Consider the following 19,985-nt stretch of genomic DNA (forward strand, 5'->3'; position numbering starts at 1 on the left):
AGTGGCAAGGGGCGGCGCTGCCGGCTCAAGTTTCACAAGGAAGCGACCCGCGATGCCGCAACACCCTGGCGCTCAAGGTAGCGGGCCACACGAAGGGCCAAGTCCTCGCGCCAGGGCGCGGCAATCACCTGTACACCGATCGGCATCGGTGCAGCCTTTGCATAGGGCGTTGCCACCACGGGCAAGCCAAGGAAGGAGATCGGCTGCACGAACATGCCAATGGTGGATTTCACCGGCAGTTCGACACCATCAACAACGATGATCTCCTGGCCGAATTGCGGTGCCACACAGGGCGTTGCCGGCGCCAGGATGATATCGACTTCACGGAACAGCTCGTGTACCCGTGCCTGATACCAGCGACGGAAACGGCTGGCCTGGGCATACCATTCACCTGGCAGCAAGGCACCCGCGAGGAAGCGGTCACGTGCTTCCGGGTTGATATCATCTGCCCGCTGCTTCAATCGCTCACGGTGCAGGTTGGCGCCCTCGATGGCGGTCATCACATAAGCAGCGGCGCGGGCGCGGTGCGCTTCCGGTATCGTTACCCGCCGGCTGGTACCGAGAGCCTTGGCGAAAGCCTCGACCGCCTCATGTGCCAATGGTTCACCGCCCTTGGCAAAATATCCGTCTGCCACGGCGATGCGCAGGTCATCAATGCCTTGTTCCAGACAGCCCGATACCGGCTCCGGCGCGCGCTGGGCGCAAACCGGATCAGCGGCATCCGGGCCTTGTATGGCATCATAAGCCAGCGCCAGATCCTGCACGCTGCGGGCAATCGGCCCGAGATGATCCAGGCTGGAAACGAAGGGAAAGCTGCCATTGCGCGGCAGGCGACCAAAAGTCGGTTTCAGGCCGAACAGGCCGCAGAATGAAGACGGCACGCGAATTGAGCCATTGGTATCGGAACCCAGGCTGAGCGGCACCATGCCGCTGGCCACCGCCACGCCAGAGCCGCTGGAAGAACCGCCGGCACCGCGTGAAGGATCATGCGGATTACGGGCATGGCCGTAATGCACATTCTCGCCAACGAAATCATAGGCGTACTCGCTCATATTGAGCGCGCCGATCAGGATGGCACCAGCCGCTTCGAGACGCTGGATCAGCGGCTGATCGGTATCGCTCGGCGCATGATCCCGGTTGATAGCGGAGCCCGCCGTCGTTACCCGCCCGGCTATGTCGTAGAGGTCTTTCACCGCAAAAGGCACGCCAGCCAGGGGTCCAAGCGCCCCACCAGCAGCGCGTATCGCGTCCAACCGAGCCGCCGTCGCGCGGGCGCGATCCGCCATCACCTCAGTGAAGCCATTCAACTTCCCATTCAGTGTCGTGATACGGCTGAGCGACGTTTCCACCGCTTCAGCGGCACTCAAACTGCCGGCCTGAACTGCGGCAGCGATTTCCACCGCTTTGCTGGTATGGTCAGTCATGGTTCGAACACCGAGGCCAGTTCCACGTCATCCGGCAGTGGAAAATCAACAAACAGTTTGGCCAGCGGCACGATCCGCTTGATATTCGTCACCACACCCGGCATCTGCTCAGGCGTAATGGTGAAACCGGTCAGTGCCGCGCTCTGGCGCACAAAGACTTCGGCATCGAATTCATCATTTTTCATGCCTGTACCTCCTGGTTGCCGACCTGGGCTGCGAATTTCTCGAAGAATTGATCGGCCATCTTCTTGGCGACAGAATCGATCAGACGCGCGCCAAGCTGGGCAATCTTGCCGCCAATATTGGCTTCCGCTTCATAGCTCAGCAGGCAACGATCCTCGCCTTCCGCAATCAACGTCACCTTGGCGCCACCCTTGGCATGACCGGCGATGCCACCATCACCAGCACCAAGGATGCGGTAGCCATTAGGGGGATCAAGATCGGTGAGATCGACCTTGCCACGGAAGGTGGCAGAGACTGGACCGATCTTCATTTTGGCAACGGCAGCAAAGCCGCCTTCCTCGGTACGCTCAAGAGATTCGCAACCCGGGATGCAGAGCTTCAGAACATCTGGATCATTAAGCTTCTGCCACACAATGTTTCGTGAGGCCGGGAGAGAAACCTCGCCCTTCATATTCATCGCCATCGCAATACCACCCCTGGACTACGTTTTACGCCATAATGAACAACACCTAGCGGATCGCTGGTGCGGCGTCAATAATTGACTATCTGGTCAATTAATGACTTACTTGCCTGCTATATGATCAACAGCGGGCCGCACCCCATGACCGAACTGCCGCCAATTCCCGACGAACTCTGGGCCCAGATGGCTGAAATCGGTCCGCGCTGGGGTGCGGATACTGGCGGCAATGTCCGTCGCATGATCGAAGCCTTCAGCAAGCTACAGAAACTTGCACCAAAGGACGGCGTCACAGTAACCCGTGATATCGCCTATGGCAGCCATCCACGCCAGCAATTCGATATCTTCTCGCCGCAAGGCTCAAGCGATATGCCGCGTCCTGCGCTTCTCTTCGTGCATGGCGGCGCCTTCGTTGAAGGTCATCGCAATCGTAGCGACGAAATATACGCGAACGTGCTTTATTATTTCGCGCGACACGGGATTGTCGGCATCAACATCGGCTATCGCCTGGCCGATGACACGCCTTATCCTGGTGCCAGCCAGGATATAGCCAGCGTGGTTGATTGGGTGAAAGACCACGCCACAGAGTGGCAGATCGATCCGGCGCGGCTGTATCTGATGGGACATTCCGCTGGCGGTGCCCATACCGCCAGCTATGCGTATGACCGCCGCATCCATGGCCCCAAGGGCCATGGTCTTGCCGGCCTGATCATCATCAGCGGCCGGGTACGCGCCGATAATCTGGCGGAAAATCCCAATGCCCGGAAGGTGGAAGCCTATTACGGCACGGATGGGGGCAAGTTCGACGATTATTCGCCGGTCTCCCATGTCGATGCCGATAGCGTACGCACTTTCATCGCCCTGGCGGAATTCGAGAATCCGCTGATTGATCTCTACTGCCTGGAACTGGCACATCGCCTGGCTATGGCGAAGCGACGGGCACCGCCAGTCTACTGGCTCAAGCGCCACAACCACACTTCATCCATTGCCCATTTCAATACCGCCGAAACCGCGCTGGGCGAAGCGATCCTGGGCTTTATTGCAGGAGACTGAGTCTCAAGCCGTTGGTCGGATGCCGATGAACTTGATCTGCGACATCTCCTCGATGGCATAGCGTACGCCCTCGCGGCCTACGCCGCTCTGCTTCACGCCGCCGAAGGGGTACATGTCGAGCCGGAAACGGCTGGCTTCATTGATCCACAACGAGCCGACATCAAAATCATCGGCAAACTGGAGCGCCGTGGCGAGATTGCTGGTGAATACCGCACCCTGCAAACCGAAGGGCGAATCATTGGCCAGGGCAATGGCTTCATCCACAGTCTTGAACGGCACCAGAATGGCAACCGGGCCGAATACTTCCTCGCGCCACAGCCGCGCCGCCTTCGGCACCAGGCTGAGAATGGTCGGCGAGACCGTCGCACCGTCACGCCGCGGTTCCAGTACCTCCACGGCGCCATGTTGCTTGGCATCAGCGATCATCGCCATAACGCGGTCGGCAGCCTGACTCGAAACCATGGCGGCTACATCGGTGGCCGGATCTTCCGCCGGGCCAACCTTCAGGGCCGCCGCAGCGGCAGCGAATTGCGCCGTGAACGCCTCGAAAACCGAATCCTGCACCAGCACGCGCTGCGCCGATATGCATTGCTGGCCACTGGCCTCGAAGGCGGCACTGGCGATCTTCTTGGCGGCGACCGCCAGATTGGCATCGGCCAGCACAATATTGGCGGCATTCGATCCCAGTTCGGCGACGAATTTCTTTGCCCCGGCAGCCCGGGCCAGCGCCTCGCCGCCCTGCGTGCCGCCAGTAAAGGATACCGCGCGCACATCCGGATGAGCGGCCAGCGCCAGCGCCGTTTCCTTATCGCCGGTCACCACATTGAACAAGCCTTCCGGCCAGCCGGCGGCACGGAACAGTTCGGCCAATCTCAATGCCACGCGGGTGCCGGCCGGTGCTGGCTTCACCACCACCGTGTTGCCGGCGGCAATCGCCGGCGCCAGTTTCTGCACCAGCAGATTGATCGGGGCGTTGAACGGCGTGATGGCTCCAACAACACCATAGGGCAGATGACGGGTCATACCAATCAAGCCAGTGCCGGTGGCAGAAGAATCCAGCGGCAAAACTTCGCCACCGATCTGCGCCACGGCGGCGGCACAGGCCTCAATGAATTCCACACCACGCTGCGCCTCGAAGCGGCAGGCACGGATCGGCTTGCCGACATCCTCGGCAATAATCTGCGCCAGGGCTTCCGCCTCACCTTTCAATGCCACAGCAGCCAGACGCAACCATTGGATGCGGGTGTGCAGCGGTGTCTTGCGCAATGACTGGAAAGCCGCAAGTGAGGAAGCCACCGCAGCGGCAACGCCCGGCGCGCCGGCCTCGATGATTTCGCCGACCACAACGCCATCACTGGGGCGCACCAGATTGAACCGGGTCGTGGCCGGCAGACTCACACTACCCGGAATATAGGATTGAATGATACTGGCCATGACCTCACCCGTCAGACTGATTGCTCGATATGAAACAGGATATTTATTACTAACCAGATAGTCAATCTTATCCAATGCCGATTGACCAGGACATCCGACAGCCCATAGTGTGCGGCACCACTTGCGCAGTCCATGAGCAGAGTGCCGCAACAATGCGCAATCACCCCTCTCCGGTGAATAGACCATGACCAGAACGCCCTCCACACCGCTACGAATTGGCATCGCCGGGCTCGGCGCCATCGGTTTCGATGTAGCGAAGCGTCTTGATGCCGGCATAGCTGGATTGGCACTGATAGGCGTTGCCGCGCGTGATGAAGCGAAAGCCACGGCGAAACTGGCCGGTTTGAGCCAAGCCCCCGCATTGCTTGACTTCACCTCGCTGGCTGACCAAGCCGATATCGTGGTGGAGAGCCTGCCAGCCGCCACCTTTCGAGACATCGCCGTGCCTGTGCTGGAGCGCGGCAAGACCCTGGTTGCGATCAGTTCTGCGGCCCTGCTGGAGTCCGCTGATCTATTCGATCTCGCGCGGCAATATGGCGGTCGCATCATCGTGCCGTCCGGGGCCATGATGGCCCTGGATGCCTTGGCGGCAATGGCGGAAGGCGAGATTACCGCCGCCAAACTGATTTCAAGTAAACCACCAGCGGGCCTGCGTGGTGCGCCCTATCTGGTCGAGCAAGATATAAATCTGGAAGGACTTAGCGCTCCGCTCCGTGTGTTCAGCGGCAATGCCCGCGCAGCAGCAAAAGCTTTTCCGGCGAATGTCAACGTTGCCGCCACATTGAGCCTGGCGGGTATCGGACCGGATCGCACCCTGGTCGAGGTCTGGGCCGATCCAGGCATCGCGCGCAACACCCATGCCATCGAGATAATCTCTGACAGCGCCTTGCTTTCGGCAAAGATCGAAAATCTGCCGATGGTGGATAATCCGCGCTCCAGCCGCATTACTGCGATGTCGATTGTCAGCACATTACGGCGGTTGACCGCGCCTCTGCGCGTCGGCGGCTGATCAATTTATAAGCCATTACTGGCCGAACAGCACGGCTCGTTCATCGGAATTCATTTCCAGATGCCGCTGACTGCTCAACACCTTTACGCCGCGACGCACCGCAGGCCGCTCGGCAATCGCCTTGGCCCAGCGCAGCACATTGGGATACTGCGCTGGATCATGGCCCTGCTTCTCGATACCATGGGTCCAGGGCCAGGTGGCCATATCGGCGATGGAATAATCATCGCCGGCCAGATAAGGCGCCTCGCCCAGCCGCTGATTCAGCACGCGATAGAGTCGCCGAGCCTCGTTGGTGAAGCGGTCGATGGCATAGGGGATGCGCTGTTCGGCATCGGTGCGGAAATGATAGCATTGGCCGAATATCGGCCCGACAGCGCTCATCTGAAACATCAGCCATTGCAAGGCGGCGTAGCGCGCCGGACCCGAGGATGCCAGGAACCGGCCAGTCTTTTCCGCCAAGTAGATCAGGATGGCGCCACTTTCAAATACAGCCGTGTCAGAGCCGTCATGGTCCACAATGGCGGGAATTTTGTTATTCGGACTAATAGCTAGAAAATCCGGCTTGAGCTGATCCCCGCGCCCGATATGCACCGGATGCACGGTATAGGACAGGCCACATTCCTCCAGCATGATATGCACCTTGTGGCCGTTTGGCGTCGCCCAGGTATAGACATCGATCATGATGGATCCTCCATTGTTTTTTTCCGATTCCCGATTACGGGAGAACGGCCATCTTCGCCATGGTGCGGCAGATCATCAGCCAATTGCAGCCAGCCGATCTGATAATGCGCGAAGACATGGCGTTGCGGCCGTATAGCCTCCGGATGATCCAGGCTGCCTGCGGTGATGTCGTAATAGCGGTCATAATCGGTAGAGCTGGAGACCACATGGCTGCCGCAATGCGGGCAGAAGCCGCGCCTCCCCCTTTCGCTTGAGGCATACCAGACCAAGTTCCCGGACAAGGACACGGTATCGCGCCTTGCCGTCAGCCAGGTGACAAAAGCGGCACCGCTGACCCGTCGGCAAAGGCCGCAATGGCAATGGCTGACCATGCGCGGCGGCCCGGCGATGCTGTAGCGCACGCGGCCACAGAGGCAGCCGCCACTCAAGGTTTCGTCATTGCTCATGCCAGCCGCTCCGCCACGTCGCCATCCCCATGGCTATAATACGCGGCAAATCGCGCCCGCAATTCAGCTTTCTGCACCTTGCCAGTGGCAGTTTTGGGAAACTGATCCACCAGGATAACCGCCTTGGGGCATTTATACGGGCTCAATCGCTGGCGCAGCTTCAGCGTAAGCGCCTCGGCATCCACATTGCGGCCGGGCCTTACCACCGCAATGGCGGTCACAGCTTCGCCCCAGCGGTCATGCGGCAAGCCGATAGCCACCACTTCCTGCAGGTCAGGTTCGCAATCGTAGAGCGCCTGCTCGACCTCGACGGAGGCGACATTCTCGCCACCGCTCTTGATCACATCCTTGAGGCGATCCTTGAACCAGAGCAGCCCATCGGCATCGAAATGCCCGACATCGCCGGAATGAAACCAGCCATGGCGAAACACCGCTGCGGTCGCCTCCGGATTGCGCAGGTAGCCGTTCAGCACCTGCGGGCTGCGGTAGACGATCTCGCCGGTCTGGCCGGCGGGCAGCAGATTACCCGCTTCATCCATGATGCCGATCTGCACATTGGCTGCCGGCGTACCCGCTGAACCGCCATGGCTGAACTGGTGCTCCGGGCGGAAGAAGGAGGTGACCGGGCTCATCTCGGTCTGGCCGAAAATCAGGCCAAAATCGCAACCGAACATCTCCACCGCACGGCGCAGTTCATGATCCGGCATCGGAGCCATGCCATAGAGTGCAAGCCGCAATCCCGTGATGCGCCGAGGCCGCCTCTCCTGCGCTTCCATCAGGGTGCGGTACATAACCGGCAGCGCCAGCAGCATGCTGATGCCTTCTGCCTCAAATAAATCCAGGATCGCCTCGGCCTCGAAACCGGGGTGTACATGAATGGTGGCCCCGGCCGCCAAAGCTGGCGTGCAGAGCGAATTCAGCGGCGAGGTATGGAACAGCGGCAACAGAGCCAGCACCTTGTCCTGCCAGGTGATGCCGGTATCCAGTGCCATGCCCATCGCCCCCATACAGATCGAGAGATGGCTGCTGACCACACCCTTCGGCGCCGAAGTCGTGCCGCTGGTGTAGAGATAGGAAATCGCGTCGTTGTCCTCCACCAGCACTTCCGGCTCAGAGTCCGGCATCCCGTCGCAAAGCGCACCAAAAGCCAGCATGCCATCCACTGCCCCGGCAGGCATGCCCCCCATTTCCGGCAGCAGGATCACGTCACGCAGCATGGGCAATTCAGCACGCACAGCAGCCAGTTGCGGCAGGAATTCCTCCTGCAAGCAGATGCCACGCACCCTGGCATGGCCCAGCACATAAGCCATTTCAGTCTGCTTCCACAGCAGGTTGCTGGGCACGCAGACAACACCGATCTTGGCGCAGGCGAGATAGATGCCCAGAAATTCCGCGGTATTGCGCGACAGGATCGCCAATGCCTCACCGCGCCGGTAATCCAAAGCCAGCAAGCCATGGGCGATGCGGTTGACCCATCGGTTGAACTGCAAAGCCGTGAAACGCCGCGATCCATCCACTATCGCAAGATGATTGGGCCGGCGCGCCGCATTGCGGGTCAACATGTCGCCGACATTGACCCGCCGCATCAGATTCAACTGAATATTGCTTGGTTCTGTCATGCCGCCCCCCATTTGCCACGCAATGTGCCGCGTATCCGCTCGGCGGTATCAGCGTGGTGAAAGGCGTCCATCGTCGCGGCCTGCTCCAGTTCGATGGCGCGCCATAGCTCACTGCCGAGATGCAGATTGACGGTTTCCTTCAGGCGCCCAACCGCGAAACGTGAGCGCGCCGCGACTGTCGTTGCCACTTCCATGGCACGCGTCATCAGACGATCCGATGGCACCACGAAATTGACCAGTCCGAGCTGCTCCAACCGCAGAGCCGATTGCACCTCACCGAGCAACAGCAATTCCATGCTGCGCTGATGACCAAGTGCGCGCGGCAGCAAATGGGTGATGCCGCCGGTGACAAACTGGCCCAATTCCATCTCCGGGAAGAAGGCCTTGAGGTCTTCGGATGCCACGACCAAATCGCAATTCAGCATCCACTCGAAGCCGCCGCCGACGGCATAGCCATGGGCGGCACAGATTACCGGGCGCGGCCCTGCCATGAGCAGATGCGTTATGCGCTGGATTGCTGCAACATGAGCCGCAATCGCATCATCACTTGCGGTCTGATCCGCATATTCCTTGAGATCGTCCCCCGAGCAGAAGGCACGCCCAGCACCGGTAAGTACGATGGCACCGATCTCTTCATCGCCCTGAGCCTGACGCAACACCGCCGCGAAATCCGCCAACAGGGTCTGGCCGATGGCATTCAGGCGCTCCGGCCGGTTCAGCGTCACTAAACCGACCGGGCCCTGACGTTCATATACCGCAAATGGCATGGTCGCCGATCAGTCGGTGAGCGAGCAGCCACGGCCGCTTTCCGGTGGCGCCGCATCGGCCGCCGGAATCTTGCGGATGACGTTGTAGTAATCCCATGCGCCAGTGGATTCCGACGGACGCTTCACCTGGAAGAGGTAGAAGTCGCGCATCAGACGGCCATCCTTGCGGATCTTGGCACCGGGGGTGGTGAAGTCCTGCACAATGGTGGCACGCATCTTCTCTGCCACGGCCGGCCCGGCATCGGTGCCGGCAGCAGCCACGGCCTTCAGGTAATGCGCCACGGCACTGTAGACACCGGCCTGGGCCGAAGTGGGCATGCGGCCCTGGAAACGAGCGGCAAAGCGCTTCGACCACGCTTTGGTGGCATCATCCAGGCCCCAGTAGAAAGACTCCGTAAGATAGAGCCCCTGTGCAATTTCCAAGCCAATGCCGTGGATATCGGTAATGAACATGGTGAGCGCAGCAAGCTTCTGGCCCTGCTGCAATGCCTTGAACTCCGCGATCTGCTTCACGGCGTTCACTGCATCGACACCGGAATTCGCCAGGCCGATCACCTTGGCACGCGAACCCTGTGCCTGCAGGATGAAGGAGGAGAAATCCGCCAGATTGAGCGGATGGCGTGCCTGGCCCAGAACCTTGCCGTTATTGGCCGCCACCACCGCCTTGGCATCGGCCTCCAGGGAATGGCCAAAGGCGAAGTCGGACGTGATGAAGAACCAGCTATCGCCGCCTTCGCGCACGATGCCCGCCGCAGTGCCATTGGCCAGCGCCACAGTGTCATAGGTCCACTGGAAACCTGTGGGCGAACAATTCTTGCCAGTGAGCAGCGACGTACCCGCTGAGGACATCACGGTGATCTTGCCGCGCTCCTTCGCCAGTTCCTGCACAGCCAGCGCTACGCTGGAAGGTGACGGATCGAAGATCGCCACCACACCTTCGGCATCAAACCAGCGCCGCGCAATGCCGGCACCGATATCAGGCTTGTTCTGGGTATCGGCGCTTACCACCTCGATGCTGCGGCCCAGCACCTTGCCGCCGAAATCCTCGACCGCCATTTCCGCAGCAGCCACGGAGCCGCGGCCGGAGACATCGGCGAAAATCGAACCTTGATCATTCAGCACACCGATCTTCAGCGGCGCCTGCGCCACCGCATCGACAGCCAGACCCGCCACAGCGGCGACCACCAGGCCCGCCGACAGCCATAGAGTGAACTTGCTACGCATCTCCCCCTCCATTCGATGTCAAAATCCACATAAATAAATATGACGCCATTTTCACTTTTACAACACAAATATCAATAAAGCAGGAAAATTGAGCGTATATTCAGCCCTATATTTGACAAATTGTAATATCTATCATTTATTTAGCGGTAGAGTCGGGGAAGCCGAGAAGCCGCATCCTGGAGCCATATCTGCATGGAAGCCTCGTTCTGCCGCCATCTCGGCGCCATGGTCGCCACGCCATCCAGCCTGCTGACCAAGGGCGAGCGCACACGGCAACGCCTCAAGGCCAGCCTCGCGGAACTGATCGAGGCGCAAGCCTATTCCGGTATCCGCATCACCGATATCTGCACTGCCGCCGGCATCTCGCAAGGCGCCTTCTACCGCTACTTTCTGAATCGCGAAGCAGTAACCACCGAGGTTCTTTCGGATTTCGACCAGTTCACCCGCGACGTGCTTTATGCCACCGGACGCGGCTATACCGATCCCTATGCCGCCTTCTATTCCACAACAGAAATCTATGTCGCTATCTTCCGCTCCAATCCCGGTCTGATGCGCCTGCTGCTGCTCGGCAATCAGGAGATTCCGTCAGGTGCCAATATCCTGCTGCGACAGACCAACGAATGGGCCACGCGCATGAGCAAGGCCCTGCTCAAGCGCAGTCCGGAGCCGGATGAGAAGCAGGCTCGCTTCACCGCCTACGCGCTCGGCGCCATGGTGGACCAGACGCTCTCTTATCTTTACATCTACCGCGATCCGAATGTGCTCAATCTGGTCGATACGGAAGCCGAGATTGTGCGCAAACTGACCGACCTGCAATTCAGAGCAGCGTTTGGTATCGAACCGGCTGAAGCGGCTACCGCCAAGCCGGAACGCGCCAAGCAGAGTTAGGCTGGCGCTTAAGCGGCGATGGTATCGACCATGCCACAGAGGCCACGCACCAGGCTGTAGGGAGCCAGCATCGAGGTTTTCGGGTTGCTCGGCAGCACTTGAGCCACCACATGGCTGCTGAAACTGCCGAAGGCGCCGCTGGCCTCAACGCTATGCTGGTTGCGCGGCTCGGTGGGATCGACCATCAGCCGCACCCGGGTAAGGTCAAAACCAAGGCCGGCCAGCGCCACCGCAGCCACTACATTGGCATTTTGCGGGAAAGCCAGTGCCGCCTCGCGTGCGCTGCCTTCGAAAAACGGGGTAGGCTCGCTCACCTTGGCAAGATCGATCATGCTTTCGGCCTTGGTGCCAAGCCATGCCTTAGGTGCCTTGCGCCCGGTATACTCGACCCGCTCCAGTCCGGCATGGCGCGCCGCGCCGAGGGCATCCAGCCCTCCCAGGGCACCGGCGGGCACCAGCAATCTTGCCCCCCCCGTTTTGGCGGCACTGCGCAAGGCGGCCTCCAACTGGGCATCGGCCAAAGCGCCAACGGAAGCAATCAGCAGATCCACGCCGCCACTGAGAATTGCTGCAGCATGGGCGCGCAAGCCGCCATGGCCCGCTGCCTCCACGACGATGCCGGGCTGCTTTGCCAGCAATCCCGCGGCATCACCCACCAATGGCAACCCCTGGGGCAGAGCACGTTGTGATTCAGGTCGCAACAGAACGCCAACCAGCGTCATGTCATCACGGCCGGCAATCGCTTCCGCTACCAGGCCACCAATGGCGCCATAACCGATCAAGCCCACCCGCAATGCCGGCATGGCATCATCCCCCAAGATAGGCGCGCAGCACATCCTTGTTGCCGAGCAACGCCGCCGATGTATCCGCCGCCACCACGCGGCCGGTCTCCAGCACATAAGCACGGGAGGCGACCGAAAGCGCGTTATGCACATTCTGCTCCACGAGCAGGATGGTCATGCCGGTTTTCTGCAACTCCCGCACCGCGCCCATCACTTCCTGGGCCAATAGCGGGCTGAGGCCCAGGCTCGGCTCATCCAGCAGCAATAGAGTCGGCTCCGAGATCAGCGCACGGGCAATGGCCAGCATCTGCTGTTCGCCACCGGAAAGTGTGCCGGCCAACTGCTTGCGGCGTTCGCGCAGGCGCGGAAAACGGTTGAAACCATCTTCCACACGGGCATCCAGCTTGGCCTTGTCGTTGACGATATAACCACCGAGTTGGAGATTTTCCTCCACGGTCATTTCCGGCCAGACATGGCGCTCTTCCGGGCAATGGGCGATACCAGCCCGCAGCACCTCGTCGGCGCGTTTGCCACCGATATCACCGCCCTTGAACAGGATGCTGCCGGCAGAAGGCGCCATCAGGCCGGAAATGGCACGCAGGGATGTGCTTTTCCCCGCACCATTGGAGCCAATCAGCGCCACCACCTCGCCCTGGGCGATATTGAAGCTGACGCCATGCAGCGCCTGCACCTTGCCATAGCTGACCTTGAGGTCGCGCAATTCCAGGATCGGTTGCTGCGTCATATCAATGCTCCGCCGCGCTGCCGAGATAAGCAGCGATCACTTCCGGATTGTTGCGCACTTCTTCCGGTCCGCCCTCGGCCAGCTTGAGGCCGAAATTCATCACCACGATGCGGTCGGAAATGCTCATCACCAGGTTCATGTTATGCTCAACCAGCAGCAATGCCTCGATCTGGCTGCCCACCAACCCCTTCAGGATCGTGCCCAGCTTCAATGCCTCTTCGGAATTGAGGCCGGCTGCCGGCTCGTCCAGCATCAGCAGGCGCGGCCGGGCACCAAGGCCGATGCCGACTTCCAGCAGTCGCAACTCACCGCAGGAAAGCGAGGCGGCTTCGGTATTCATGCGCGCCCCAAGACCGATCAGTTCGACAATCTCGGCGGCGCTATCGCGCAGCCGGGTTTCGCTCTGACGTACGCCGCCGCCAGGCAGCAGGGTGGCAAGCAGTGACAGCGTGCCCTGGCGCTGATGCGCGGTCAGGATATTCTCGAAAACGCTAAGCCCCTTGAGAATGTTGGTTTTCTGGAAGCTGCGCACCACACCGAGCCGAGCAATATCGTGTGGCGCCCGCCCCGTCACCACCTTGCCTTCGAAAGCCGCCGATCCCTCAGTCGGTTTGAGGAAGCCGGTAATCATGTTGAAGCAAGTTGTCTTGCCGGCGCCATTCGGGCCGATCAGACTGACGATCTCACCCTTGTTGACCGCGAAAGACACATCGTTCACAGCGGTGATGCCGCCGAAGCGCATGCGGAGATTATTTACCTGCAACATCAGATGGCCTCCTTGGCGCGGACATAGCTGTCGCGCTTGTCGGTGAGGAAACCCATGATGCCGCGCGGCATGAACAGCACCACGGCAATCACGATGGCGCCGAAGATGGAAAGCCGTAGTTCCTTGAAATCGCGCAGATATTCTTCCAGCACCACAACCACCAGGGCGCCGAGCACCGGACCAACCAGCGTACCCTTGCCCCCCAATAGCACCATGATGATGGTGGAGGCCATGAAGCTGAAGCCGAACACTTCCGGGCCGACAAAGGAGATGTAATGCGCGTAGAAGCCGCCGCTCAGGCCCGCCAGCGCCGCAGCGATGACAAAGGTGAGCAAGGCATAGTGGAACGGCGAGATGCCAACCGACTGCGCCACAAAGCGGTTCTCACGGATCGCCACCGCACCACGACCGATATTGGAGTGGACGAAGCGGAAAGCGATGTATAGCACGATAGCAGCCAGCAGCAGCGCAATATAGTAGAAGCCGGTTTTCTGCCCCAGTGCATCCAGCCCGGCGATGCTAGGCGGCTTGCGAATACCCGAAATACCCATCGGGCCATTGGTCAGGGCCACCCAGTTGTTTGCCACCAGACGCAGCACTTCGGCGAAGCAGAGCGTGATGATGACAAAGAACGGGCCACGCAGCCGTAGCGTGATGGCGCCAATCGCCAGACCGGCGATAGCGGCAATGACGCCGGCGAAGGGGATGGTCAGTTCAATCGGCAGACCCAGCTTGGACGAACCAATGGCGGCGGCATAGGCGCCAACGCCAAGGAAAGCCATATGGCCGAGCGGGAATTCACCGACATAGCCGACGATCAGATTGAAGCTGGTCGCCAGGATCAGCGAAAACAGCACCATGACCCCGAGATGCAGCACATACTCGTTGCGTACCAGCAGTGGCAGCAGCGCCGCGACGGCAATAAAGGCCAACAGGATATTACGTTCGGTATTGCGCATTACACCCGCTCCGCGCGCTTGGAAAACAGGCCATAAGGCCGGACCAGCAGCATGACGATGACCATGGCGAAGCCAATGGCATCGACATAGCCGGTGCCGACATAGCCGCCCCAGATTGCTTCAACGAGACCCAGCACCAAACCGCCGACAATCGCGCCGGGGAAGCTGCCCATGCCGCCGAAAATCACCACGACGAAGGCTTTCAGGCTGACCAGGCCGCCGATTGTGGGCTGCGCCACATAGATCGAGCCGAGCAACATGCCGGCAACGCTGGCCAGAACAATGCCCATGGCAAAGGTGGTGGCGTAGACCTGGGCAGTCTGGATACCGGCGAGTTTCGCCGCCATGGTATCCTGGAAAGTGGCGCGCATGGCACGACCGAGCTTAGTGTGCTGAATGATCAGATGCGCGGCCAAGATCAACAAGGCAGCAATGCCGACAATGGCAAGCCGTGCCTTGGTAAGCACCACGGGGCCGAGGAAGATCGGCGCATTAGGCATCGGGCCGGTGACTTTCAGCGGCGCCGTACCATAGATAAGCAGGGCCGTGTTCACCAGGAAGATGGATAGGCCGATGGTGAGCAGGATGCCGGGCTCTTCGCCCTGTTCACGCACGCGCTCGATCAGCACGCGCTCGATCAGCCAGCCGGCAGCGCCCATCACCACGATCACTGCCAACAACGACGGAAAGAAACCGAGGCCGAGATGCACGGTAAAGGTCCAGCCAAGCAGGCCGCCAACCATGTATATATCGCCATGCGCGAAATTCACCACGCGCATCAAGCCGAAGACCAGGGTGAGGCCAATGGCGGACAGCGCATAGAAGCTGCCATTCACCAGGCCGTTGGCCACCAATTGCAGTAAGAAATCCATCTTCACCCCCGCCTACTGATAGAGACTACTGGCTACTGAAAGAGAATACCGGCCGGCGGCATAAGGCCGCCGGCCGGCCTATGCTTACTTACCGATCGAGGTCGAAGCCGCAACCACCGGCACGCCACCACGCAGCTGCACCAGCACCACGTCAAAGCCATGGGCCTGGCCCTTGGCATCGAAGCTGAACTTGCCGTTCGGGCCTTCGTAGTTGGTCTTGGTCAGGGCCTCACGGATCTTCTCCGGATCGGTGGAACCACCGCGCTGGATCGCATCCATGATGATGTTGATCGCATTGAAGCCAGCCGCGCCATACTTGCCCGGCTTCTCCTTGGTCTTCGCCTCATAGGCAGCAACGAAGGCCTGGTTCTTCGGGGTGGTCATGGTCGAGGCATAAGGCACCGCAGCGTAGATGCCTTCGGAAGCCTTCTCGGTCAGGCGCATGAAGTCGGCGGTGGCCCAGGAGCCGACACCGAAGATCTTCAGGTTGAGGGCGAACTCGGCCTTCTGCTTGACGAAGATCGAACCATCCTGAGTTTCAGCGGCGACAAACACGCCATCGGCGCCTGAAGCCTTCAGCTTGGCCAGCAGGGTATAGAAGTCGGTGGTGCCGTGATCGAAGTAATCCTTCATCACGGTGGTGGCACCCAGCGCCTTCATGTTCTTTTCGAACTCTTCCACACCGCCACGGCCCCAATCGTCATTGACGCCGATATAGGCCACTTTGCGCAGCTTGAGCTGGTCATAGAGGATCTTGGCGAAAGCCTCGGCCAGCAGGGCATCGGTCTCGGTCGCACGGAAGAAGTAGCGGTTGCCCTTCTCCGTCAGGTCGGCCTTGGACGACACGCCGGTAACCAGCGGGATCTTGTAGTTCTCGGCCACCGGCATCACCGCCAGGGTGGCGGAGCTGCAGAAGGCGCCGGAGAGCACGGTCACCTTGTCGCGCTGGATCAGCTTCTCGGCCGCGTTCACCGACTTGGCCGGATTGCACGAACCGTCTTCGATGATCAGTTCAACCTTCTTGCCGAGCACGCCGCCGGCAGCATTGCGCTGCTCGACCGCGAGTTCGGAGCCGGCGACATCGGCCTTGCCGTTATAGGCTACCGAGCCGGTAAGCGGCTGGATGACGCCGATCTTGATGGTGTCCTGCGCCTGGGCGGGCTGGCCCAGGAACAATGCGGCGGCGGCTACAGCGCCGAATAAAGCAGTCCGTTTCATGCACTCCTCCTTGTCGTCTTTGGTTGGCTAGGGTTGATCACATCACACTGTTGCGACGGCCGATAAGCGCGCGGAAGAATCCGACAATCGCATCGCGGACGATCGACCAGAGGAGCCGACCGGCATCCAGCGACTGCGCTGGCGGCGGTGGCAAAACTTGTTCCAGAGCCTTGGCTGGCACGGCACCAGTATCCGAGACCGCTACCGGCACGCGGGCGGCAAGCTGGGCTTCCAGGTTGCGCACGAATTCAGCGGTGATGCGGTTGGCAATTTCCTTCACCACGCCGGCTTTGCCGAATTGCGCCAGTGCGCCGGCCAGATTGATGGTGCAATCCACCGCCACGCGGCTGCCCTTGGCGTCGGGCAGCACGCGGTAGGTCATGCTGCCGGATGCACGGGAATTACTCTTGGCGTCCGCGCCTTTACCCTCGACATGACCGCTCATGGCGGCATCATCGCGCTTCAGCGTCACATCGCCTTCGAAAGAAGCAGCCAACGGACCGACCTTGACCGAGAATTGGCCGCGATAGCGGTCATCGCCCAATTCAGCCAGAATCGCTGCACCTGGCAGGCAGGAGGCAACCAGCCGCACATCGGAAAAGGCGCCCCACACCACATCGGGGCCATGCGCAACGGTGAATTCCTTCTCGATCTGCATCGCTTTAAATCCTCAATACATGCCCAGCGCCGAAGCGCCGCTACGCGGATCAGCCGCAGCCAAATGCGGCAGGCCAGCCCGCATCATCACCACCTGCTGCACCGAGCGATGGGCGAAACGCTGCAATGCCTTGTCCGGTGCCGTGCCGTCAGCGAAATGCACACCGTCCTCGGCACTCAGTTCATCCTTGTCATCCAGGGCCCAGCGCGGATTGGTCACTGCTTCCGCAGGCGCCACACCGGCCAACAGGTCGACAAGAGTCTGGCTGTTCCACGGCAACTGGTTGACGCCACCCGGCGTCGCGCCGAGGCACAAAGTCTCACCATGGCGCAGAGCCCAGGCATGCAAGGTGGTCTGCGGCACGCGGCCGGCGGCCGGGGCATTGCGCGCCTGTGGCGGGGCGTTCAGGTCAAAACCACGGCCCGGACGATTGTTCAGCACAAGGCCGCTTTCCAGCACCACACCAGAGCCGAAGCGCGGGAAGGAATTGCTGTGTACCACCACCACGGCATTGCCCTGGTCATCGGCGGCCGTGACCACCGAAGTGCCTTCATCCATTGCTTCGCGGTTGCGCCTGCGCGATTCCTGGCGCTCGGCGCGCACAATCTGCAGCAGATCGCCGGCACCAGCCTGATAGAGGCTCAGCACATCTGCTAGGCGCGGCCCGCCGGTGGGTGCCGGCGTTGCCAGCAGCTCGATACGCTCACCCAGCACCATGCTGATGGCCGGCTGGCGCTTGGCCGGCCGGATACGCAGATCGGCAAGCGTGAGGAAACCGCCACGGCTCTGCACTTCTCCGGCAAGGCGGCGGCCATGGTCACCCGCGAAAAGATCGGCGCCTTCATCGGCGAAAGCCTCCAGCAAACGCCCCAGGCCCGGCAGGCGGCGCAACTCGCCGATCTGTGGCCGCCGGCCATGCGGGCAATAGGGATGATGCGGGCTGTAGCGACCGAGCAGCTCCTCCGCTTCATCAAGATAGCTCAGCGCCGTCCAACTCCACGGGATGCCGGAATCCGCCGCCTGTATTGCGGCTGCCACCAGTTGCTTGAGCGGCAAGGCGGCAAAGCCATGCAGCGTGGCATAGCCATCCGGCGCACCGGGAATACCAATCGAGCGCGGGCCGACGCGTTCCAGAAGCGCGCCCTGCGCCAGACCCTGCGGACCAGGGCCGACACTGACAATGGTCTCCATCGTGCCATCGGCGCGGCGGTAGAGCGCCACAAGATCACCGGCCAAGCCGCATTTCATCGGCAAAGCAACGGTTTCCATGAAGCAGGCCGCCAACGCCGCATCGAATGCATTGCCGCCCTGGGCGAAAGCCGCAATTCCGGCGGCACTGGCAGCGGGATGCGCCGATGTCACCACCTTGTTGCCGGTGGCGGCGACAGTCTGACAAAGGCGCTCCAGGCTGTTCATCTCAGGCCTTGATACCGATGAACTTGATCTGACAGAGTTCCTCGATGGCATAGCGCACGCCTTCGCGGCCAACACCGCTCTGCTTCACGCCACCAAAGGGATACATATCAAGCCGGAAGCGGCTGGCCTGATTGACCCACAGCGCGCCGACATCGAAATCCTCGGCAAAGCGGAAGGCAGCAGCGAGATCGCGGGTAAATACCGCGCCCTGCAAGCCGAAATCCGAATCATTGGCGAGCTTCAGCGCTTCTTCGACATCATCGAACGGCACCACCACGGCAACCGGGCCGAATACTTCCTCGCACCACAGCCTGGCCTGGAACGGCAGATCGACGAGAATACCCGGGGAAACCGTGGCACCATCGCGCTTCGGCTCCAATGCATAGCGCGCACCACGCGCGATGGCATCCTCGCACAGCGTCATCACCCGCCTGGCGGCGGCCTCCGTCACCATCGGACCGAGATCGCTGGCGGCATCATCGGCCCGCCCGACCTTCAAGGCCTTGGCAGCAGCAACGAAAGCATCCAGGAATGCCGGCAGCACGGCACGCGCCACCAGCACGCGCTGTGCCGAGATGCATTGCTGGCCGCTGGCTTCGAAACCGGCGCCGGCGATCTTCTTGGCGGCATCAACCACATCAGCATCGGCCAACACGATATTGGCCGCATTGGAGCCAAGTTCGGCGACGAACTTCTTGGCACCGGCTGCACGCGCCAGGGCTTCGCCACCCGAAGTCGAGCCGGTGAAGCTGACAGCACGCACACCGGGATGCGACACCAGGGCGGTTGCTGTAATGCGGTCACCGGTGACCACACTGAACAGGCCTTCGGGCCAGCCGGCAGCGCGGAACACTTCAGCCAGACGCTGCGCCGTGCGCGTACCGGCAGGTGCCGGCTTCACCACGATTGCGTTGCCCGCCGCGATGGCCGGCGCCACTTTCTGCACCAGCAGGTTGATCGGCGCATTGAACGGCGTGATGCCGGCCACCACACCATAGGGAATATGTCGGGTGAAACCGAAATGCCCCGCGCCCATGGCACTGGCATCCAGGGCCAGCACCTCACCGCTAATCTGCGGCAGGAAAGCGGCGCAAGCCTCGATGAACTCCACCCCGCGCTTCACCTCGCCGCGCGCAATGCGGATCGGCTTGCCAACATCCTCACGAATGATCTGGGCAAACTCTTCCGCTGCACCTTGCAAGGCTATTGCCGCCGCTTTCAGCCAGGCGACACGCTGATGCACCGGCGCTTTGCGCTGCACTGTGAAGCAGGCTTCGGCAACGGCTACTGCCGCCGCCACGCCGGCCTCACCCTGCTCCGGCAGCTTGGTGATCAGGCTGCCGTCCTGGGGGTTGATCAGATCGATCGCGGGATAAGTCATGGC

Annotated in this window: 21 protein-coding genes; 3 read left to right on the plus strand and 18 right to left on the minus strand. The window is 61.0% G+C overall.

Annotation, left to right across the window (positions count from 1 at the left end):
* Nucleotides 1-32: 32 nt before the first annotated feature.
* Genes ACQY7X_RS02060 through ACQY7X_RS02070 form a run of 3 tightly spaced genes read right to left on the minus strand, consistent with a single transcriptional unit; the run spans nt 33 to nt 2,070 of the window.
* Entirely contained in the window at nt 33-1,424 is a 1,392-nt protein-coding gene (locus ACQY7X_RS02060) for an AtzE family amidohydrolase (RefSeq protein ID WP_428248179.1), read from the minus strand.
* The gene (locus ACQY7X_RS02065; protein WP_428248180.1) at nt 1,421-1,609 is read right to left on the minus strand and encodes a DUF4089 domain-containing protein; all 189 of its coding nucleotides are present in this window, start codon (nt 1,607-1,609) and stop codon (nt 1,421-1,423) included. The genes ACQY7X_RS02060 and ACQY7X_RS02065 overlap by 4 nt, the downstream gene beginning before the upstream one ends.
* Nucleotides 1,606-2,070: a CoxG family protein gene (locus ACQY7X_RS02070; RefSeq protein WP_428248181.1), complete on the minus strand. Its 465-nt coding sequence runs from the start codon at nt 2,068-2,070 to the stop codon at nt 1,606-1,608. Before ACQY7X_RS02070 ends, ACQY7X_RS02065 begins: the two co-directional genes overlap by 4 nt.
* Nucleotides 2,071-2,208: 138 nt before the next feature.
* Between ACQY7X_RS02070 and ACQY7X_RS02075 the strand changes: the two genes are divergently transcribed.
* Complete coding sequence (locus tag ACQY7X_RS02075; protein WP_428248182.1) at nt 2,209-3,117, plus strand: alpha/beta hydrolase; 909 nt, start codon at nt 2,209-2,211, stop codon at nt 3,115-3,117.
* 3 nt (nt 3,118-3,120) lie between these two features.
* Here the strand turns inward: ACQY7X_RS02075 and ACQY7X_RS02080 are convergent, their stop codons facing one another.
* Entirely contained in the window at nt 3,121-4,551 is a 1,431-nt protein-coding gene (locus ACQY7X_RS02080) for an aldehyde dehydrogenase family protein (RefSeq protein WP_428248183.1), read from the minus strand.
* Between the two features lie 184 nt (nt 4,552-4,735).
* Here ACQY7X_RS02080 and ACQY7X_RS02085 point away from each other — a divergent pair, with 184 nt between their 5' ends.
* The gene (locus ACQY7X_RS02085) at nt 4,736-5,560 is read left to right on the plus strand and encodes an aspartate dehydrogenase (protein WP_428248184.1); all 825 of its coding nucleotides are present in this window, start codon (nt 4,736-4,738) and stop codon (nt 5,558-5,560) included.
* A 15-nt stretch (nt 5,561-5,575) separates the two neighbouring features.
* Here the strand turns inward: ACQY7X_RS02085 and ACQY7X_RS02090 are convergent, their stop codons facing one another.
* Genes ACQY7X_RS02090 through ACQY7X_RS02110 form a run of 5 tightly spaced genes read right to left on the minus strand, consistent with a single transcriptional unit; the run spans nt 5,576 to nt 10,297 of the window.
* Nucleotides 5,576-6,241 carry a glutathione S-transferase N-terminal domain-containing protein gene (locus ACQY7X_RS02090; RefSeq protein WP_428248185.1) on the minus strand — a complete coding sequence of 222 codons (666 nt, stop codon included), beginning with the start codon at nt 6,239-6,241 and terminating at the stop codon, nt 5,576-5,578.
* Nucleotides 6,238-6,687 (minus strand): GFA family protein, encoded by a 450-nt coding sequence (locus ACQY7X_RS02095; RefSeq protein WP_428248186.1) that lies wholly within the window; start codon nt 6,685-6,687, stop codon nt 6,238-6,240. Before ACQY7X_RS02095 ends, ACQY7X_RS02090 begins: the two co-directional genes overlap by 4 nt.
* Nucleotides 6,684-8,306 (minus strand): AMP-binding protein, encoded by a 1,623-nt coding sequence (locus ACQY7X_RS02100; protein ID WP_428248187.1) that lies wholly within the window; start codon nt 8,304-8,306, stop codon nt 6,684-6,686. The genes ACQY7X_RS02095 and ACQY7X_RS02100 overlap by 4 nt, the downstream gene beginning before the upstream one ends.
* The gene (locus tag ACQY7X_RS02105) at nt 8,303-9,073 is read right to left on the minus strand and encodes an enoyl-CoA hydratase/isomerase family protein (protein ID WP_428248188.1); all 771 of its coding nucleotides are present in this window, start codon (nt 9,071-9,073) and stop codon (nt 8,303-8,305) included. The genes ACQY7X_RS02100 and ACQY7X_RS02105 overlap by 4 nt, the downstream gene beginning before the upstream one ends.
* 9 nt (nt 9,074-9,082) lie before the next feature.
* Nucleotides 9,083-10,297: an ABC transporter substrate-binding protein gene (locus tag ACQY7X_RS02110; protein WP_428248189.1), complete on the minus strand. Its 1,215-nt coding sequence runs from the start codon at nt 10,295-10,297 to the stop codon at nt 9,083-9,085.
* A gap of 192 nt (nt 10,298-10,489) precedes the next feature.
* On the opposite strand from ACQY7X_RS02110, the gene ACQY7X_RS02115 reads away from it, so the two are divergent.
* Nucleotides 10,490-11,185, plus strand: a complete 696-nt coding sequence (locus ACQY7X_RS02115) for a TetR/AcrR family transcriptional regulator (protein WP_428248190.1) — start codon at nt 10,490-10,492, stop codon at nt 11,183-11,185.
* A gap of 8 nt (nt 11,186-11,193) precedes the next feature.
* Here ACQY7X_RS02115 and ACQY7X_RS02120 read toward each other — a convergent pair whose 3' ends face one another.
* The 9 genes from ACQY7X_RS02120 to ACQY7X_RS02160 all read right to left on the minus strand — a co-directional run bounded on the left by ACQY7X_RS02120 (nt 11,194) and on the right by ACQY7X_RS02160 (nt 19,982).
* On the minus strand, nt 11,194-11,988 hold the full coding sequence (locus ACQY7X_RS02120; protein ID WP_428248191.1) for an aspartate dehydrogenase: 795 nt from the start codon (nt 11,986-11,988) through the stop codon (nt 11,194-11,196).
* Between the two features lie 4 nt (nt 11,989-11,992).
* Nucleotides 11,993-12,712 carry an ABC transporter ATP-binding protein gene (locus ACQY7X_RS02125; protein ID WP_428248192.1) on the minus strand — a complete coding sequence of 240 codons (720 nt, stop codon included), beginning with the start codon at nt 12,710-12,712 and terminating at the stop codon, nt 11,993-11,995.
* A gap of 1 nt (nt 12,713) precedes the next feature.
* A complete protein-coding gene (locus ACQY7X_RS02130; RefSeq protein WP_428248193.1) occupies nt 12,714-13,478 on the minus strand; it encodes an ABC transporter ATP-binding protein in 765 nt (254 codons plus the stop codon).
* Nucleotides 13,478-14,437: a branched-chain amino acid ABC transporter permease gene (locus ACQY7X_RS02135; RefSeq protein ID WP_428248194.1), complete on the minus strand. Its 960-nt coding sequence runs from the start codon at nt 14,435-14,437 to the stop codon at nt 13,478-13,480. The genes ACQY7X_RS02130 and ACQY7X_RS02135 overlap by 1 nt, the downstream gene beginning before the upstream one ends.
* Nucleotides 14,437-15,309 carry a branched-chain amino acid ABC transporter permease gene (locus tag ACQY7X_RS02140; RefSeq protein WP_428248195.1) on the minus strand — a complete coding sequence of 291 codons (873 nt, stop codon included), beginning with the start codon at nt 15,307-15,309 and terminating at the stop codon, nt 14,437-14,439. The genes ACQY7X_RS02135 and ACQY7X_RS02140 overlap by 1 nt, the downstream gene beginning before the upstream one ends.
* A gap of 84 nt (nt 15,310-15,393) precedes the next feature.
* Entirely contained in the window at nt 15,394-16,527 is a 1,134-nt protein-coding gene (locus ACQY7X_RS02145; RefSeq protein WP_428248196.1) for an ABC transporter substrate-binding protein, read from the minus strand.
* A gap of 37 nt (nt 16,528-16,564) precedes the next feature.
* A complete protein-coding gene (locus tag ACQY7X_RS02150) occupies nt 16,565-17,185 on the minus strand; it encodes an SRPBCC family protein (RefSeq protein WP_428248197.1) in 621 nt (206 codons plus the stop codon).
* A 12-nt stretch (nt 17,186-17,197) separates the two neighbouring features.
* The gene (locus tag ACQY7X_RS02155; protein WP_428248198.1) at nt 17,198-18,601 is read right to left on the minus strand and encodes a gamma-glutamyltransferase; all 1,404 of its coding nucleotides are present in this window, start codon (nt 18,599-18,601) and stop codon (nt 17,198-17,200) included.
* Between the two features lies 1 nt (nt 18,602).
* Nucleotides 18,603-19,982, minus strand: a complete 1,380-nt coding sequence (locus tag ACQY7X_RS02160; RefSeq protein ID WP_428248199.1) for an aldehyde dehydrogenase family protein — start codon at nt 19,980-19,982, stop codon at nt 18,603-18,605.
* Nucleotides 19,983-19,985 lie beyond the last annotated feature (3 nt).

This window comes from Ferrovibrio sp. (genome assembly GCF_965278975.1).
Taxonomy (GTDB): Bacteria; Pseudomonadota; Alphaproteobacteria; order Ferrovibrionales; family Ferrovibrionaceae; genus Ferrovibrio.

What these genes read in the sequence shown, in the direction of transcription:
- ACQY7X_RS02080 (WP_428248183.1), bottom strand. Translation starts at nt 4,551, where the DNA reads ATGGCCAGTATCATTCAATCCTATATTCCGGGTAGTGTGAGTCTGCCG.
- ACQY7X_RS02085 (WP_428248184.1), top strand. Translation starts at nt 4,736, where the DNA reads ATGACCAGAACGCCCTCCACACCGCTACGAATTGGCATCGCCGGGCTC.
- ACQY7X_RS02150 (WP_428248197.1), bottom strand. Translation starts at nt 17,185, where the DNA reads ATGCAGATCGAGAAGGAATTCACCGTTGCGCATGGCCCCGATGTGGTG.
- ACQY7X_RS02070 (WP_428248181.1), bottom strand. Translation starts at nt 2,070, where the DNA reads ATGGCGATGAATATGAAGGGCGAGGTTTCTCTCCCGGCCTCACGAAAC.
- ACQY7X_RS02100 (WP_428248187.1), bottom strand. Translation starts at nt 8,306, where the DNA reads ATGACAGAACCAAGCAATATTCAGTTGAATCTGATGCGGCGGGTCAAT.
- ACQY7X_RS02145 (WP_428248196.1), bottom strand. Translation starts at nt 16,527, where the DNA reads ATGAAACGGACTGCTTTATTCGGCGCTGTAGCCGCCGCCGCATTGTTC.
- ACQY7X_RS02065 (WP_428248180.1), bottom strand. Translation starts at nt 1,609, where the DNA reads ATGAAAAATGATGAATTCGATGCCGAAGTCTTTGTGCGCCAGAGCGCG.
- ACQY7X_RS02115 (WP_428248190.1), top strand. Translation starts at nt 10,490, where the DNA reads ATGGAAGCCTCGTTCTGCCGCCATCTCGGCGCCATGGTCGCCACGCCA.
- ACQY7X_RS02095 (WP_428248186.1), bottom strand. Translation starts at nt 6,687, where the DNA reads ATGAGCAATGACGAAACCTTGAGTGGCGGCTGCCTCTGTGGCCGCGTG.
- ACQY7X_RS02125 (WP_428248192.1), bottom strand. Translation starts at nt 12,712, where the DNA reads ATGACGCAGCAACCGATCCTGGAATTGCGCGACCTCAAGGTCAGCTAT.
- ACQY7X_RS02110 (WP_428248189.1), bottom strand. Translation starts at nt 10,297, where the DNA reads ATGCGTAGCAAGTTCACTCTATGGCTGTCGGCGGGCCTGGTGGTCGCC.
- ACQY7X_RS02130 (WP_428248193.1), bottom strand. Translation starts at nt 13,478, where the DNA reads ATGTTGCAGGTAAATAATCTCCGCATGCGCTTCGGCGGCATCACCGCT.
- ACQY7X_RS02135 (WP_428248194.1), bottom strand. Translation starts at nt 14,437, where the DNA reads ATGCGCAATACCGAACGTAATATCCTGTTGGCCTTTATTGCCGTCGCG.
- ACQY7X_RS02075 (WP_428248182.1), top strand. Translation starts at nt 2,209, where the DNA reads ATGACCGAACTGCCGCCAATTCCCGACGAACTCTGGGCCCAGATGGCT.
- ACQY7X_RS02120 (WP_428248191.1), bottom strand. Translation starts at nt 11,988, where the DNA reads ATGCCGGCATTGCGGGTGGGCTTGATCGGTTATGGCGCCATTGGTGGC.
- ACQY7X_RS02105 (WP_428248188.1), bottom strand. Translation starts at nt 9,073, where the DNA reads ATGCCATTTGCGGTATATGAACGTCAGGGCCCGGTCGGTTTAGTGACG.
- ACQY7X_RS02090 (WP_428248185.1), bottom strand. Translation starts at nt 6,241, where the DNA reads ATGATCGATGTCTATACCTGGGCGACGCCAAACGGCCACAAGGTGCAT.
- ACQY7X_RS02140 (WP_428248195.1), bottom strand. Translation starts at nt 15,309, where the DNA reads ATGGATTTCTTACTGCAATTGGTGGCCAACGGCCTGGTGAATGGCAGC.
- ACQY7X_RS02160 (WP_428248199.1), bottom strand. Translation starts at nt 19,982, where the DNA reads ATGACTTATCCCGCGATCGATCTGATCAACCCCCAGGACGGCAGCCTG.
- ACQY7X_RS02155 (WP_428248198.1), bottom strand. Translation starts at nt 18,601, where the DNA reads ATGAACAGCCTGGAGCGCCTTTGTCAGACTGTCGCCGCCACCGGCAAC.
- ACQY7X_RS02060 (WP_428248179.1), bottom strand. Translation starts at nt 1,424, where the DNA reads ATGACTGACCATACCAGCAAAGCGGTGGAAATCGCTGCCGCAGTTCAG.